The organism is Sinomicrobium pectinilyticum (assembly GCF_003725735.1).
GTDB lineage: Bacteria > Bacteroidota > Bacteroidia > Flavobacteriales > Flavobacteriaceae > Sinomicrobium > Sinomicrobium pectinilyticum.
In genome coordinates, this window is the sequence record NZ_RJTM01000072.1 from 13,305 (window position 1) to 29,798 (window position 16,494).

The following is a 16,494-nucleotide window of genomic DNA, read 5'->3' on the forward strand; positions in this document are numbered from 1 at the left end:
ACTTCGGAGTAATTTTTCTTCGTTTAATATTGAGTAAACCTAACTTAGTCGTCCTAATTTTTTTTGGAATTATACTTTTATTCCCTCTGCTATTTGGTCTTAACCATTGCCCCTGAGGTTTGCCTGGGGTCCGGTTTGAGGGGTTGTTTTTTAGTGGCCAGCACTTCCAGACTGTAATGGCCAAATTCCTCGGTGACCGTTCCAAAACAGGCATAAATGCCTTTACCATGAATGGGGGTTTGGTCCATGGCCTGCGGAAAGTGGACACAATCGAAGAATTCCCCGTTTAGGTCCAGCATGGTGGTAAAACGCATGATTTCCCCTTTGGAGGTGGTATTGGTACGGGTGTGTACCATGGCACCATAGACCAGTATCTTTCTGTTCAAATGGTCCGGAAAATCCCGGTAAACCAATCGGCTCTTTGGCTCCCCGTCCATCAGGGCATAGTACCCGCACAAGGGGAACCCCAACAGTTCCAGTTGGTCATAGGCATCCTCAATGGGGTGGGAGGGCAACTGGGGCAACTTGAAGTTCCGGTGCCTGGGCTTGAACAGCAGTGTTTGGGGTGTGCGTTTGCCATAGGCACGGGTCTTGAACACCGCATGCCAGAGCACTTCCTTTTTGGGCACCCCGAAACAGCGGAAAGCATCGATACGCACCAGTATGGAGAGTTGTTCGATGGATATCGGCACCCGGTCGATAAAATCGTCAAAGTCCCGGAATTTGCCATGAAGCTGCCGTTCGGTCAACAGCCTTTGGATGACAGGCCGTTCCAGGTCCCTCAGGTTTCCCAGCCCAAGGTAAATGTTGCGTCCATGGATGACATTGATGTGGTCGCTCAGGTTGATACAGGGAGGGAGGATGGTTGCCCCCCACATTTTGGCCTCATGGGCATAGAGCTCCATATCGTAAAAGCCACCCCCATTATTGAGCACGGCGACCATGAACTCCAGCGGGAAATAACATTTCAGGTAAAGGCTCTGGTAACTTTCCACGGCATAGGAAGCGGAATGTCCCTTGGCAAAGGCATAGCCTGCAAAACTCTCGATCTGCTCCCAGACCATGTTGGTCAAAACGGCATCATGGCCCCTTTCCTTACAGTTGGCAAAAAACTTGGTCCTGACGGCCTGGAATTCCTCCCGGGAGCGGAACTTCCCGCTCATGCCCCTGCGCAGGACATCGGCCTCGCCCAGGTCCAGCCCTGCGAACAGGTGGGCCACTTTAAGTACATCTTCTTGATAGACCATGATGCCATGGGTCTCTGGCATGATCTCCAGGAGAATGGGATTGGCCTGCTTCCGGCGTTCCGGTTCCCGCTCCCTACGGATATATTCGTCCTTCATCCCGGAGGAGGACACACCCGGGCGGATGACGGAACTGGCGGCCACCAGTCCCAGGTAGTCATGGGTGCTTAGTTTTTTCATCAGGCCCCGCATGGCCGGGGACTCCACATAATAGGCCCCGATGGCCCGGCCCTCGCTTAACAAACGGTTGATGTTGGGGTCCCGTTTGAGGCGTTCCACCTCTTTGATGTCCCACAGTTCCGCTTCGGGCCGGTTCTCCCGGATGATCGAGACGGCCTCCTTGATCTTGGCCAGTCCACGTTGTCCCAGGATGTCGAACTTGAATATCCCCACATCCTCGGCAATGATCATATCGAACTGTACCATCGGAAATCCTTTGGGCGGCAGGGTAGTGGCCGAATAGTAATGGGGGGACCGTTCCAATATCAGGATGCCGGAGGAATGCACACTGACGTAATTGGGCATCCCATGGATATACGTGGCATATTTCAAGACCAGTTTGGAGAGCTCATCCAGGGAATGGTGTTTAAAGCGGTCCGAGACCAGCTTGTCGATTTCTTCCTTGGGCAGTCCGAACACTTTGCCGAGTTCCCTAACGGCTGCCCGGTACTTAAAGGTGTTGTAGGTACCCAACAGGGCGACATGGTCGAAGCGTTTAAAGATATACCCGGTCACATCGTCCCGGTCCCAGGTGGAGAAATCAATATCAAAATCGGGAGGGGAGGCCCGAAAGGGATTGATGAACCGCTCGAAATAGAGATCCAGTTCAATGGGGTCCACATCGGTGATACCGATAAGGTAGGCCACCAGGCTATTGGCCCCGCTGCCCCGTCCCACATAGGGATAGTCCCTGGACCGGGCATAGGAGACAATATCGTGGTTGATGAGGAAGTAGGATACGAAATCCAGTTTCCGGATGGTTTCCAGTTCCCGTTCCATCCGTTCCCTGACGGTGTCGGAAGGGTTGGCATAACGCTTGGGCAGTCCTGCTTCGGCCAGTTCCCTCAATTTTTGGAAATCGGCTTCTTTCGATTCCAGGAAGCGGGATTGGTTCTGGGAGACCCTGTCCTTCCCGAACCCGAAATCAAGGGTACAGTCCTCCAGCAATTTCCGGGTATTGGCAACGATATGGGGAAAGTCGGCCAACAGGCTTTCCACCTCCGAAATGGGGCGCATGGTATCGTCCTGGCTGCCCTGTTCCGATTGGGGCAGTTTACTGAGCAGGGTATTCAGCCCGATGGCCCTGAGCAGCCGATGGGTATTGAAATCCTTTTTGTTCCTGAAGGTGACGGGCTGCAAGAGCACCAGTCTATCGTGATCATTCCGGTAATGGGAAAAGCGCAGTTTGCGGAGTTCCCCCAGGGATACCCCGATGAATTCACGTTCCCGGAACCGGGAGCGTTCCTCTTTCAGTACCTTTTCGAAAGGATGGATGGTATAGGCATTGGCAAAGGCCGGGGCATCGGAAGCTATGGGTTTTCCCGAATGCAGGTGCCCGGACAGAAAGGCATTGAGTTCCCGGAAGCCCTCATGGTTTTGGGCCAGTGCAACAAACTGCTGCTGATTGCCGTTCCTGAAATCAATACCCACCACGGGCTTGATGCCCTGCACGCGGGCCAGTCGCACAAAATTCATGGCCGTGGAGGTATTGTTGATGTCGGTCAATGCCAATGCCCGGACCCCATGGGCTTCGGCCAGGGTCAAGAGTTCCGCTTCGGAAAAGGTTCCGTAGTTCAGGGAGTAATATGTATGGCAGTTCAGGTACATTATTGCTGTCGATGTGCCAATAAAATAGGCGGTTTTCCATCAAACGGGTTCCCGCCCCTTCCGATGGTACGGGCACCCAGGGCCGAGGCCCGCATCAGGGCGGATTCCCCGAAGCGGTTGCGGATCTTGTCCATGGCCTGGTAGAGGTCCAGGCGCTTGTCGCTGTCCTCGAACAGGTCAATCTGGTAATGGCCGCCCACGATATGGCTGTAGTTGACCCCGACCAGACGGATGAGCATCCTGCGCTGGTACAGGGTATGGAACAATTCCCGGACCAGGGGGATAAGGATGTGGTCTGCACTGGTATAGGGAATGCGTTTCTGTTTGGTATAGGTCTGGAAATCGGAATACCGGATTTTCACGCTGACACAGCCTGTCATTTTCTGTCCACGCCGCAATTGGTAGGCCAGGTTCTCGGCCATGGCCACCAGCGTGGTCTCCAGTTTGTCCATATCGATGGTGTCCTTGCCGTAGGTACGCTCGGAAGAAATGGACTTTCGTTCATGGAAGGGGACAAGGGGCGGGTTGTCCAGTCCGTGGGCCCGCATCCAGATGGTACGTCCGTGTGCACCAAAGCCACTTTCCATCATTTCCAGGGGCAGTTCCTGAAGGGTACGGATGGTGGTGACGCCCATGTTGGACAACAGGCCATAGGTCTTTTCCCCGACGGAGGGCAGTTTCCGGATGGAGAGCGGGGCCAGGAATTCCCGTTCGTAGCCGAGATCGATCATCATCTGGTTGTTGGGCTTGGCCTCTCCGGTGGCCACTTTGGAGACCACCTTGTTCTTGGACAGTCCGAAGGAGATGGGCAGCCCGGTTTCCTGCAATATCCGTTGCCGCAGTTCCGAAGCATATTTGTAACAACCGAAAAAGCGGTCCATGCCCGAAAGGTCTGCATAGAACTCGTCCACGCTGGCCTTTTCAAAAACGGGCACACTTTCTTTGATGATCTCCGTCACATTGTCCGAAAACTTCATGTAGGTGCCGGCATTGCCTTTGATGACCGTAGCCTCCGGGCAGAGCCTGCGGGCCACTTTCATGGACATGCCCGAATGCACCCCGAACCGCCGGGTCTCATAGCTGCATGCCGCTACAACTCCCCGATCGCCAAGGCCACCGACAAGCAGGGGCCGTTTCATCAAACGGGTGTCCAGCAGTCGTTCACAGGACACGAAAAAGGTGTCCAGGTCCATATGGAGAATAGTAGTGCTCATCATTAAAAATTGGATATATTCCAAGTAGTTGGAAAATGTCCAAAATTACAAAAGAAGGAACGTTGTTTCCAAACTTTAACAATTTTACTTATCTTATTAGTGTTTAATCAACCTCGATATGTGTTACTCTACCAGACAGACCAGGGAACGCAAGGAACTGGAGAAATTGTTGTCGGTCAAGGCCATGTACGGCGACCTTGACACTGACCTGGAACTCATTTATTTTCATGCCAACGGATGGAGCCACCCGGTGATGTGGACCATTGGACAGGAAGATCCGGACAATATGCTCCCGGCCATGTGGGGCATTATGCCCCCGAAGGAAAACCAGCGGGATTACAAGGCATATTTCAGCAACCCCAAGACCTTTGGGGGACTGAATGCCAAATCCGAAAAACTCTTCGATCATTTTATCTATAGGTATAGTTGGGAACGGCAGCGCTGCCTGATCCCGGTGGATGGCTTTTTTGAACCCCATAATACCCATGTGAAGGTCAAGGGCAAGGATTTCAAGGTCCCCTTTTACTTCAGCAGGAAGAACGGGGATCCCTTGTACCTGGCGGGCATCTATACCAATACCGCGGATGGCCGCAGGACCTTTGCGGTGCTTACCAAGGAGGCTACCCCGAAGTTTGAAGAGATCCACAATGAAAAGAAAAGACGTCCCGTGATCATCAATGAGGAGAACCTGGAATCCTGGCTGTATCCCGGTAACACGGAATCCGATGTACAGGACATTATGGAGGACGACCTATGGGAAGGGGAACTGAAAGCTTACCCGGTAACACGCGACCTGTACAGCAGGAGTGTGGATTCCAACTATCCGGGAATAATTGAAAAGGTGGACTACCCGGAAGTTTCCATTGCGTACTGAGAAAGAACACCCTGATGGGAAAGCAAAAGAAGGCATATCCGGAGATTGCCAGAGGCCAGTTCTTTAAGGTGGACGGGGAATTTTATGAGATCATAGATATCAAGGTCACCTCGGTGGAGTCGCCGACAAAGTTCATGACCATGCTATATTTCCGGAGTAAAGATCCGGACTGTAAGAAGCCATTCTTCAGTGAACAGATTGAAACGGTTCTTTCAGACCCTGCTTTCGAACGGGCTGTCATCTGGAACCACTCGAAACTCAATCAATGGTGCCAACAGGTACCGGGAGGGGTCAGCACCCGCCTACGCAATGTTCTATGGCGTATTTGTAATGAGGATGAAGTATCTCCCTTTATGTTGACCAAAGAAGAGTTTTTGGCCATAGATAACGCTGGGGAAAAAACATGGAAGGAATTCGAAAGGGCCAAAAGTCTCTGTCCGGAAGCTTCCGTTAAATAATATTAAGATGAAAAAAGAAGTTTCCTTGACTATTGTAGAGCATCAAGATTAGACTTGGTCCAAAGGGAAAGTTTCAACTCTGAATATTAAAGAGTTTTTTATTCGCTTATTGGTATTTTTAATGTGCTCATTATTTCCCAGTAGAATTGGCATACAGTGCCGGGCGTTTCTGATCGTGGAACATGGTAGACCACTACAAATAGATTGATATGAATGAAAAAAAAACGGTCGCTGAATTGACCATACATTACAAGAAGCAACGCTTGATGAGCCTGCTTTTTGATTCCACGGAAACGGCCGATGCCGTTATGGAAATATTGAACGGTCATCTCAATGAAAAGGGCAAAAAGGAATTTTCATTTAGCGGAGAAATCAAGACGGTCTATTCAGGGAAGGGAGTTGTTGACGAACTCAACGATTGGATGGACCATAAAATAGAGCCCAATGGCACCATACTCGACCTCATTAAAGTCTTGGATGGTTTGAATTGAGGTAATCTGAATTAGTCAATATTTAATCTGACAGTTACGAGTAAAAAAGTAATTTTAAAAGTAGATTAAGGTTTCCCTGGACAATTGAATTAAAGCCCCATACTCCCCCCTTTGTGTATGAAGAAAATTCCCTGTGTGAATAAATAAAAAAGAGTCCGGTTTCCCGAACCCTTTTAATATTCCCCATGCTGAGGACTAACCTTTCAGGACCTTGACCTGTTGCTGAAGTTCCTTGATCCGCTCCTTCAACCTTTTCTCCCGCTTTTTCCTGTCCTTGTCGTACCGGACCTCGATGGTTTCGATGTCCTTTTTATGGTACTCCTTCATGGCCGAATAAAAACTGATATTGGTCCAGTCATTGGTATGGTTGCTTTCCCCGAAATGCACCTGTTTGGTGAGTAGTAGGCGGATGAGCCTGTTGAGGGTTGCCTCCTTAAAGTCCTTCCTGAAATCGGCCACGATCTCTTCCCTGGACCTATTGCCCATATCCCCGAAGAAGTTTTGGAAATACTGGCTTTGATTGTGGTATCCGATATTGTTCTGGTACAGGGAGATGGCAAAGGCGGCCATTTCATCCTTGGACAGGGGTTTGTCCATATCGATATATTCGGTATCGCGTACCATCTGTACCACTTCCTCGAAGAGTTTGTTGTTCTCGATTTCCTTTTTGCGTTCCTCCCGACCATTGATTTTTACAATCTGTTCCTCCGGGGTGCATTCGTCCATCTTACGTTTTTCCAGGGGTAGGGCATGGTCCTCTTCCTCATCGGCAGTTTCCCTGACCTTTACGAAGATTTCCTCTGTGTGGTAGGAATCGGTGTGGACAAAGAACCCATTTTCAAATCCATGGTCTGAGGCGGTATCGAAACGTTCCTGTGCCAGCATGTGTTCCTGCATTGCATGGTCAAACTCCTGTTGTAGTTCATCTTCGTTTAGATCACGGTAGTGGTATTTTTCCTTGATGCTCTCCAGGGTCGGTTCCACGGGTTTTTCGATAATTTCCAGTTCATCGGGAAGGTGGACGGTAAACCCGTGTTCTTCCAAATGGGCGATGAACAACTGGTTGTGCTCTTCGTCCTTCCAATAGTACCTGATTTTGGGAACCAGTCGGAACCCTTCCTTTTTCGCTCTTTCGATGAGGTTCATCAAGGTCTTGGTCTTCTTGTTCTCAAAACAGGCCGTGCGGGTACAGACCATGTGGCCTTCCCCAAAGAGGTTGCCCTGGTTGGCGGCATTAAAAGGGCAGAGGGTACAGGACCCTGCCTTGGGGAGCAATTTGTCGTCGGCGAGGTCGAAGGGTGCCTTGGACAAATCAAAGGTCTTGTTGTCCACCATCCGCTTGACTTGGTTGGCATTGAACTTCCCTTCGAGACTTTCCAGCATCATCTGTTGTTCCCCGGGTTCAAAAAGCGCCACGGCCACCCCGAGGCCCAGTGACATTTCCCCAGTCCGGACAAATGCCTTGAACCCTTCGATCAGGCCTGCAAGTTTGAGCCGTTGCCTAACGAAGTTTTCCGAGCGACCCAATCTTTTGGCGATTTCCGTGGGGTCGTACCGATCCGTAAGGAAGGCAATGGCCTCCGCTTCCTCCGTGGGTTCGACATCCTTACGTTGTAGGTTCTCGATGATCTGTACCTCCAGGACATCGTTGTCGGCATATTCCCTGACCATGGCCGGAATGGTCTTTAGTCCAGCCAGCTGACTGGCCCGAAACCGACGTTCCCCCATCACAATGATGAAGTTCTTTCCAGTCTTCCGGACGGTGATGGGCTGAAGTACGCCATATTCCGTAATGCTTTGGGCAAGCTGTTTGAGACTCTCGCCGTTCAGGGTCTTCCTGGGTTGGTCGGGATCGATGGCGATTGATGCCAGATCCATGTCCTGGACCTGTAGGGGAATGTTCTTCCTCACATTTGTTTTGGTGTTGACCGGGCTGGTTTTTTTCCTAGCTGCGGTTCTCCGGCTTACCTTTTGTTTTGTTTTAGTTTCCATGATACATGAATTTATGGTTAAACAATATTTGAGGATGGCACTAAGCGGAAGACAAATTTTTGGAGTGGGAAGGAAACGGAATAAAAAGTGAGGGAAGAACGGCTTTATGCCGTCCCTTGTCCGAGAAAAGTTTGCGAGCTTACCTTTCGGGAATATTGTATGAGCATATATTTATAGTACTGTTTTTGCTTTTGGAATACTGGTAAAACAGCCCCTATATCCCATTTTTTTATGGAATAAAACTCCGGTTTTCATTTTGGATCATTTTGGGAATATTTAGTATATTGGGTGTTTGTTTTTAACAGCCTTATTCTTATTAAAGTAAAAACCGGTTATACTGGATGTTTCCAGTAAAAAGTCCCCCCTTCGCCTGGTTTGAAAAGGGATTTGGATTACAATAAATTTTATAGATAAAAAATTATGCCTTTTAGGTTCTATGGTGAGGCATAAATAGATAATGTTTCAGAATAAACTAATTGAGGTACTTCTAAAAAACGGCATAATGAATAAAAAGGCATTTTTCAAAGTAGACACTAAACTAGCTGAACTTCTTGGCGAAACATATCGTTCGACAGAAGATGCAATTAAAGAACTAATCGATAATGCTTATGACGCCGACTCAGATAAAGTTGAGATATCCTTGCCAAAGGAACTTACTCCTGACCCAAATATTATTATTTCAGACAATGGTTCAGGAATGAAAGAAAATGAAGTTCGTTCAGAATACTTAAATGTAGCCAATAGCCGTACCAGTAGAAAGGGAGATGTAACCTTCAAGAAAAAACGAAAAGTCAAAGGCAGAAAGGGAATTGGAAAATTTTCAGGCTTAATGGTTGCGGAAATTATGGTTGTTGAAACCTACGCAAACGGGACAAAGACCACATTAAAAATCAATAAATCTGAACTTGCGAAAGGTAATTATGATTTAGAAAAAGTGCCACTACCCATTGAAACAGAAAGATGTAATAAGGAGAAACGTGGAACGACAATTACACTTATAGGACTCAATCAAAATTTGGAATTTCCTAATGCAACCAGACTCGGACAAATTTTAATGTGGGATTATGGACGAGAACCTGACTTTGAATTATTCATAAATGGTGAAAAGCTTGGAGTTGAGGATTTGGCAGGTAAAACTTTTGAAAAAAAAATAACTACCAAAGAAGGGAAAAAGGCAATATTAAAATATACTATAACCCCAAAACCGATAAAACAAGCAGGAATTGTCACCCGTGTTAACAATAAGATTATCGGACGACCCCAAAATCTTCTTAAAGATGATGAAATTGTTCCCAAGAAATTAAAAAACAGAATTTATGGTGAATTAATTTGTGATGATTTAGAAGATGATGTAACCGCCGACCATGGGGCCATAATCGAAAATAGTAAACTTTATAATTCAATTATTTTTGAAACAACTAAAAGTGTAAAAATATCCGTTGATGAAGTTTTTGCTACGGATATGAAAATGGCAAGAGCTAGATATCAAAGAAAGATAAATAAAGAACTTGCAAAACTACCTGAATATAAACAACCATTTGCAAAAAAAGCCCTGTATAAGACCTTGGAAAAGTTTTACGGGGAAACAGAAGAGCGGATAAATACTGTCATTTCCGTTATGGTATCTGCAATGGAAAAAGACCATTATTGGGACATAGTTTCAAATATCCAAGAAACGGAAAATCACGATATTGAAAAGTTTGCAAGTGCACTTTCTGAATTTGGACTATTGGAAATGAGCATAGTTACAAGTCAGGCTATTAACCGATTGAGATATTTGGATGAATTATCTATTCTCATTCATAATTCTAACACATTAGAAAAAGATATTCATACTGCTTTGGAGAAAAGCACATGGGTTTTAGGTGAAGATTATTCTGTCCTCTTTTCTGACACGAACTTAAAGTCCGCAATCAGCAATTTACTTGACAAAAAATATAAAGGAAAAAATCCAAAAAAACGTCCTGATTTATTCCTTTCAAGGACAACAAATAAAAGATTATTACTTATTGAGTTCAAAAGACCAAACTTTACATTGACTAGAGACACTGAAAGTCAAGCTCAGAGATATATGGACGAGTTGGGGGAATATTTTGGAAATCAACCAATAGATATATTATTAATGGGAGGAAAGATCGATAAAACTATACGTGACGTTAAGGACAATATTAAATATATGACTTATCTCGACTGTATAAGTTCTGCTAGAAACAGACTTGAGTGGATGATTGAAGAATTGAAAAAGGAATAAAACACTTAGTTTAAAGATTGACTATAAACAATATGGTCTTACAATGAATATACAGGAGGTGAGAGATTAAAATAAGGTGCCACTGCTTTAAATATTTCTTCGGCACATCAATCATAGAGATCAACAACCTAAATAAGCAAGTGGGTTGTATTTTGTATAAGAACGCAAATAATTAACTGATTTGAAATGTATATATCCAAACTATCCATAAGGAATTTCAGAAACTTTAGTAATGCATCTTTAGACTTTAATAAAGGAGTAAATACAATAATTGGAGAGAATGGTTCAGGTAAAACAAATCTCTTTCATGCAATTCGAATAATGATTGATGAAAGTATGCCAAGAATTACAAAGTTATTTGAAACTGATTTTAATCGCTCTATTGGGGAATGGAAAGGTCATTGGATAATAATTCAATTAGAATTCCAAGAACTTGATTCAAGTGAGGAGGCTCAGTCTATTGCAATGCATAAAATTGGCGCTGCTGATGATTTTGATAGCACAAAAGGAACTTATTCTCTATACTTTAGACCACGAATCGACTTTAGAAGAAGTCTGTTTGAACTTTCGGAAGACGAAGACAAAACTGATGATGAACTAGAAAAAATACTGACTGGCATATCTCTTAACGACTATGAAACGGTTTTTGCAGGACGTGGCAATATAGATTTTTCAATTGATGATAATTATTTAAAATATGTTGGTGACTTTGAATCAATAACATTTCCAGACCCCGACGAAGAAAAAACTGATGTTTATGGAGTTAAAATGTATGGCATTTCGATTCCCAATGAATTTGCTTGCACATTTGCAAAAGCACTTAGAGATGTTGAATCTGATTTACGTTCGTATCGTGATAATCCACTACTTAATCTTTTGAGAGACAATGAAAAAAATATCTCTGTTGCTAAAAAGGCTGAAATTGAAGGACAAGTGGAGGTTTTAAATAACAACATTTCAGGACTTGATGAAGTAAAAGGTGTGTCAACGGGTATAACCCAAACAATTAAAGAAGCTGTTGGTGAAACATACGCTCCGAATGTGAATATAAAATCAGAATTGCCTTCTGATATGGAAAAATTACTGCAATCCTTAAAATTATGGGTAGGTGACCCTGACGAGGAAGGACATGAAGGACGATTGTGGGAATTGAGTTTAGGTGGTGCAAATCTTATATATCTTTCCCTTAAATTATTAGAGTTTGAAAAAGTAAAAAAAGAAAATAAGATAGCAAACTTTATCCTAATTGAAGAGCCAGAAGCACACATACATACACATATTCAGAAAACCCTATTTCAAAAATTAGACAAGCAAAAAACACAAGTTTTTATATCTACGCACTCAACTCATATTTCTTCTGTTAGCGCAATTAGTTCAATGAATATTTTGGGTAGAGGGAAGCAAAAAGCAGAAATTTATAATCCCTCAAAAAATCTTGATGGAGGGGATATAGTTAAATTGGAAAGATATTTGGACACAAATAGAACTAATTTACTATTTGCAAAAGGCGTTATTCTGGTTGAAGGTGATGCTGAACATATTTTGATTCCAGAATTAGTAAAAAAAGTATTGGGTGTTTCTTTGGATGAACTTGGCATTTCTATAATCAATATTGGAAGTACGGGTTTTGAAAATGTTGCACAGCTATTTCATGAAGAACGTGTTCAACGTAATTGTAGCATTTTGACAGATAATGACCTTTCAATAGTTGAGTTACCAGACTCTTTAATAGGTGATTCAGATTATGAAAAATCATGCAGACAATCTGAAATTTCTGGGAAAGCACGTAAACAAAAACTTGACGCTTATTGTAAAGGGAACAAATACTTACGACCATTTTATGCCAAACATACATTTGAAGTTGATTTTTTATTAGCTAATAATTCATTTGAAATTATTGCTACAGTTAATAAGGCTTATAAGCAGGTTGCTGACAAAAAACGAATTAAAAAACTAATTGAAGATAAAGACGTTGCAATTTCAGGTAAAGAAGTCTTGCGTTTGGCTGAAAAATTTGGAAAAGGATGGTTTGCAATAATGGTTTCGGAAAATATAGATAATATTACCATTATCCCAAAATATATCCTAAAAGCAATATCTTTTGCTTGTCCTTCTTTTAATACTAACACTTTATTTTCTATTGCTAAATATAGACTCAAAAAATTAGAGACGAGACATTTTGATGGTGATGATACTGACTATAAAAAGTTGCTTTCTGAGCTAATTTCATTTGACAATCAAATTGAGGCAATAGAGTTTTATAAGAAACAATTACCCGAAGATGTTCTAACCAAACTAATCCATTTAGCATATGCTTAAGGGACTTAATGAGCAACAGATTGAGGCTGTGGTTGAACAAGGGAATGTTCTTTTAACTGCTTGTCCAGGTAGTGGCAAAACTCGTGCTCTAACATATAAAATTGCATACGAGTTAGAAAGACTAACAAACTCAAAAAAAATCATTATTGCTGTAACATTCACAAACAGAGCTGCCGATGAAATAAAAAAAAGAATCAGAAATCTAAATGCAGATGATACAAATTTATGGGCAGGCACAATTCATTCATTTTGTTTAGAATGGATTTTGAGACCATATATGTGTTACTTAGATGAGCTTAAGAATGGTTTTTCAATATCTGATGAATTTAATTCTGAGAGATTGATTAGTGAATTAAAAGAGAAGTACGGTCTAGTTTTTTTTGATTCTGTTTCAACCAGGTATTTACCTAATGGAGAAAAGGAAGAAACGATTAATCGTGAATTGATTGATGAGTATCATGAAATACTATCAAACGAAAAATTGGTTGATTTTGACCAGATTCTACATTATTCACATAAACTGATTACAACATATCCCAAAATCTCGGAAACGCTAAAGAATATGTTTCAACTCATTTGTGTTGATGAGTATCAGGATACCCAACTTTTGCAATATGCCATACTTTCACAGATTATGAAAGGAGCTTCTGGAAGTTGTAAAATGTTTATGGTTGGTGATTCAGACCAAGCAATATATGGTTCTTTGGGTGGAGTAGCAAAGTCATTGGCTGAAATAGAAAAAGAATTTAAAACAACTTTTATAAATAAAGAATTGTCAGGGAATTATCGTAGTAATCAACAAATAATCGACTATTATAGGAATTTTCAAACATCAACAATAGAGATTAAAGCCTTTGGCTCAAATGCTGATGAATCAGCGATTATAACATATAATAAGACAGTACATAAAGATGAATTGGTTGAATATATTGTAAAGATAATTAGTGACAAGTTAGAGGCAGGTATTCCTGAACATGAAATATGTGTATTAGCACCAACTTGGTATATGGTAATTCCAATGGGGCGGAAATTAAAGTCTTTATTGCCTGATGTAAAGTTTGATGCAGTTGGTCTTTCTCCTTTGTTGAAAAACAAAGAAAACGTTTGGTTTAAATTTGCTAGATTATTTCTTGTTCCTCCATCTCCTAATACTTATCTTACAAGAAAGAGATGGGCAACTGAGCTTATCAATGAATTAAAGGATTATGGTGTTGTATTATTTGAGAATGACGATTTTAAATCAAAGACACTTTTAAAGAATATTAATTCAATAAGTTCTAAAGAAACTGAAGGATTGAATTACTTAAAGGAATGCTTCTTAAAATTATTTGTAATTATTGAAGTCGATTTTTCTTTGAATGAGCATTTGCAAGTGCAATGGGACTTTTTTTTTAAAGGAGCAGAAAAGAGACTTGAAAACCCAGATTTTGATTTAGCAAAGGATATCGAGAGCTTCAAAAAAATGTTTAAGCATGAGGAAGGTGTAGTTGTAAATACTTGTCATGGAATCAAAGGAGCAGAATTTGATACAGTAATTGCTTTTGGGTTATTACATGGGAAGCTACCTAATTGGAATGAAAGTACTGAAAATGCAGCGGAAAAATTACTCTACGTAATTTGTTCCAGAGCAAAACGTGAATTACACTTAATTTCAGAAACAGGTAGGACGACAAATTCTGGCAATTCATATTTTCCTACTAGGCAATTGAATTCTATAATTTATGAATATAACTGAATCGAAGGAATGGTGAAAAAAGATAAAATTAAGGGTATTTCAAGATTAAGTATTGTTAGGTCGCGCGGCTCGTTCTTTCTGGAATTGGAAGACTTGTTATAACCTTTCTTGTAGGCAGGTAAGCCATACACTCATCAAAGAATAACAGAAAAGGAGATCAGGCTATTAATCATAATAAAAGACTCTCGTGCCGATTTTTAGGTGCTTAATCAACTTATTTTCTAAAGCATATATGTATCCAAGAAAAGCTATTTAAACCAATAAAGTATTACCATTGAAAACTAATGTACAATATCACTTTACTTTCATCATTCCATAAGAATCTTGGAAAATGTAACCCTAATGAATTGTTCAAAATCATTAAAAAGATTGGGCCAGAAATTATTTTTGAGGAACTTTCCATAGGCACTTTTTCCAATGTGTATTCAGATGGATATATTCCAAGTACCATTGAGGCAATAACAATCAAAAAGTATTTAAGGGATTATTCTATAAAGCATTTTCCAGTGGATACCTATCCCATAAAAGAAACGGAACTTTTCAGTGGGTCTGATAAAATATTACAATCAAGTTTGGAATACAACAAACTATGGAGGGAGCAAGTATTATTGGTTGCAAAATACGGTTTTAACTTCCTGAATAGCAACACATGCATAGAGCTGTTTGATAAAATTCGAACAATTGAACAAAATGTTTTATTACAATTGAATAACGAAAAATTGTCCCGGGAATTTAAGTCGGAAATTGGATTGCATGAAAAGCGGGAAAATGAAATGTTACGAAATATATACGAGTATAGTAAACAGAATCCATTCAATAAAGCATTGTTCATCTGTGGAGCAACACATAGAAGGCCAATAATCCAAAAAGTACAGGATTTTGAGAAACGGGGAAATCCAAAATTAAACTGGACATTTTATGAGGGTCATCTATAATAGTAATTTAAGTTTAAGTATATGATTGATTGGAATTAATGAAATTTGGTATCCATTAAATTGTTCTGTTAAAATAAAGCCGTTATCTTTACAAAACCGGAAGGATTTCATCTTTCTTTACAGTTCATTTACATTACCGTCAACAATTCGGATAACAGACTATTTTGGGTTCTGTAAATTTCTGATATACAATACAATATAGTGGTGTGGCGTCATCCTGCCACCCCGACTTTTTCAGGACATTAAAATTTTAATTTTGATCCATTAAATAATTGAAAACCATAAAGATATATCTTTATGGTTTTTTATTTCCATATGAGAGCATAGTTCGGATCGATCCCACAAATTGATGGGAAGAGAAGCATATTTTATCCTTTGTTATATTTTCAAATTTATTTTGACTTCTAGTTGTATTAGATCACTATTTAAAACGGGCTTTCAGGTAATTGTGCAGGTCTTCGGCATAGTTATTAAAAAAAGTTTCTATAAGCACTTTATTCGTAGCATTTACCACGTTTCCTTCCGGGTCAAATACACTATCCGGATAAGCTTCCTTCAGGGAGTGTTTTTTGCGTTTGGTCCTGCTTCCCAATAGAATGCGGGATGCGGTAGAACCAGATGATAAATACGTTTGATCCGCAGGTTGCACATACTTATATTCATTAAACGGAACATCAGCATCGGAAGCGACATTATCATCCGGTGTGATTCTAAGCACGGCATTGTTTACAGAGGCGAACAGATCGCTCGTACTCATATCCAGCTTAATTGTCCCATCCTCTTCAGGTATGGCATATACATAAACCAACCCTACCAGGTCGGCAAAACATTGTTCTTTACTTCCGATAGTTGCAAAATCCCGGTATATGATAAGATGCTCATTGGTGTACTTTGGTTTGATGACCAATCCCGGCCGCTCTTTCAGGTAATCCATAATACCCTTGTGAAGTTCTGTTTTGCTTATCCCTTCAAAATGTAATATGGCATATGGATGATTGTTAAGGGGTTTGATATGGCCAAAATAAGTATATCCTTTTTCATTAAAGGAATTGGTACTTTTTTCAGCTACCAATTCAAAGTATTTTTCTTGTGCACCTAGGATACCCATAGATAAACAGAAAAAGAATAACGTGAAGAGTCTTAATTTGATCATG

General features: G+C 41.7%; 11 protein-coding genes. 7 read left to right on the top strand and 4 right to left on the bottom strand.

Annotation, left to right across the window (positions count from 1 at the left end):
• Positions 1–89 precede the first annotated feature (89 nt).
• The gene (locus ED312_RS10265; RefSeq protein ID WP_123215922.1) at positions 90–3,071 is read right to left on the bottom strand and encodes a DNA polymerase III subunit alpha; all 2,982 of its coding nucleotides are present in this window, start codon (positions 3,069–3,071) and stop codon (positions 90–92) included.
• On the bottom strand, positions 3,071–4,285 hold the full coding sequence (gene dinB, locus ED312_RS10270) for a DNA polymerase IV (protein ID WP_123215923.1): 1,215 nt from the start codon (positions 4,283–4,285) through the stop codon (positions 3,071–3,073). The genes ED312_RS10265 and dinB overlap by 1 nt, the downstream gene beginning before the upstream one ends.
• Before the next feature lie 118 nt (positions 4,286–4,403).
• Between dinB and ED312_RS10275 the strand changes: the two genes are divergently transcribed.
• The 3 genes from ED312_RS10275 (at position 4,404) to ED312_RS10285 (ending at position 6,108) form a co-directional block, all read left to right on the top strand.
• Positions 4,404–5,159 carry an SOS response-associated peptidase gene (locus ED312_RS10275; RefSeq protein ID WP_123215924.1) on the top strand — a complete coding sequence of 252 codons (756 nt, stop codon included), beginning with the start codon at positions 4,404–4,406 and terminating at the stop codon, positions 5,157–5,159.
• Between the two features lie 14 nt (positions 5,160–5,173).
• Positions 5,174–5,617, top strand: coding sequence for a hypothetical protein (locus tag ED312_RS10280; RefSeq protein ID WP_123215925.1), 444 nt, complete (start codon positions 5,174–5,176; stop codon positions 5,615–5,617).
• Between the two features lie 209 nt (positions 5,618–5,826).
• Positions 5,827–6,108 (top strand): hypothetical protein, encoded by a 282-nt coding sequence (locus ED312_RS10285; RefSeq protein WP_123215926.1) that lies wholly within the window; start codon positions 5,827–5,829, stop codon positions 6,106–6,108.
• Between the two features lie 195 nt (positions 6,109–6,303).
• Here the strand turns inward: ED312_RS10285 and ED312_RS10290 are convergent, their stop codons facing one another.
• A complete protein-coding gene (locus ED312_RS10290; RefSeq protein ID WP_123215927.1) occupies positions 6,304–8,100 on the bottom strand; it encodes a ParB/RepB/Spo0J family partition protein in 1,797 nt (598 codons plus the stop codon).
• Between the two features lie 502 nt (positions 8,101–8,602).
• Here ED312_RS10290 and ED312_RS10295 point away from each other — a divergent pair.
• The 4 genes from ED312_RS10295 to ED312_RS10310 all read left to right on the top strand — a co-directional run bounded on the left by ED312_RS10295 (position 8,603) and on the right by ED312_RS10310 (position 15,340).
• The gene (locus ED312_RS10295; RefSeq protein WP_123216004.1) at positions 8,603–10,351 is read left to right on the top strand and encodes an ATP-binding protein; all 1,749 of its coding nucleotides are present in this window, start codon (positions 8,603–8,605) and stop codon (positions 10,349–10,351) included.
• 186 nt (positions 10,352–10,537) lie between these two features.
• Positions 10,538–12,670, top strand: coding sequence for an AAA family ATPase (locus ED312_RS10300; protein WP_123215928.1), 2,133 nt, complete (start codon positions 10,538–10,540; stop codon positions 12,668–12,670).
• A complete protein-coding gene (locus ED312_RS10305; protein ID WP_123215929.1) occupies positions 12,663–14,405 on the top strand; it encodes a UvrD-helicase domain-containing protein in 1,743 nt (580 codons plus the stop codon). The genes ED312_RS10300 and ED312_RS10305 overlap by 8 nt, the downstream gene beginning before the upstream one ends.
• A 284-nt stretch (positions 14,406–14,689) precedes the next feature.
• Positions 14,690–15,340 (top strand): hypothetical protein, encoded by a 651-nt coding sequence (locus tag ED312_RS10310; RefSeq protein ID WP_123215930.1) that lies wholly within the window; start codon positions 14,690–14,692, stop codon positions 15,338–15,340.
• A 421-nt stretch (positions 15,341–15,761) separates the two neighbouring features.
• Here ED312_RS10310 and ED312_RS10315 read toward each other — a convergent pair whose 3' ends face one another.
• On the bottom strand, positions 15,762–16,493 hold the full coding sequence (locus ED312_RS10315) for a hypothetical protein (protein WP_148044272.1): 732 nt from the start codon (positions 16,491–16,493) through the stop codon (positions 15,762–15,764).
• Position 16,494: the final 1 nt, after the last annotated feature.

Coding starts and splice junctions, on each gene's coding strand:
- ED312_RS10315 (WP_148044272.1), bottom strand. CDS start 16,493: ATGATCAAATTAAGACTCTTCACGTTATTCTTTTTCTGTTTATCTATG.
- dinB (WP_123215923.1), bottom strand. CDS start 4,285: ATGAGCACTACTATTCTCCATATGGACCTGGACACCTTTTTCGTGTCC.
- ED312_RS10290 (WP_123215927.1), bottom strand. CDS start 8,100: ATGGAAACTAAAACAAAACAAAAGGTAAGCCGGAGAACCGCAGCTAGG.
- ED312_RS10285 (WP_123215926.1), top strand. CDS start 5,827: ATGAATGAAAAAAAAACGGTCGCTGAATTGACCATACATTACAAGAAG.
- ED312_RS10300 (WP_123215928.1), top strand. CDS start 10,538: ATGTATATATCCAAACTATCCATAAGGAATTTCAGAAACTTTAGTAAT.
- ED312_RS10280 (WP_123215925.1), top strand. CDS start 5,174: ATGGGAAAGCAAAAGAAGGCATATCCGGAGATTGCCAGAGGCCAGTTC.
- ED312_RS10275 (WP_123215924.1), top strand. CDS start 4,404: ATGTGTTACTCTACCAGACAGACCAGGGAACGCAAGGAACTGGAGAAA.
- ED312_RS10295 (WP_123216004.1), top strand. CDS start 8,603: ATGAATAAAAAGGCATTTTTCAAAGTAGACACTAAACTAGCTGAACTT.
- ED312_RS10305 (WP_123215929.1), top strand. CDS start 12,663: ATGCTTAAGGGACTTAATGAGCAACAGATTGAGGCTGTGGTTGAACAA.
- ED312_RS10310 (WP_123215930.1), top strand. CDS start 14,690: ATGTACAATATCACTTTACTTTCATCATTCCATAAGAATCTTGGAAAA.
- ED312_RS10265 (WP_123215922.1), bottom strand. CDS start 3,071: ATGTACCTGAACTGCCATACATATTACTCCCTGAACTACGGAACCTTT.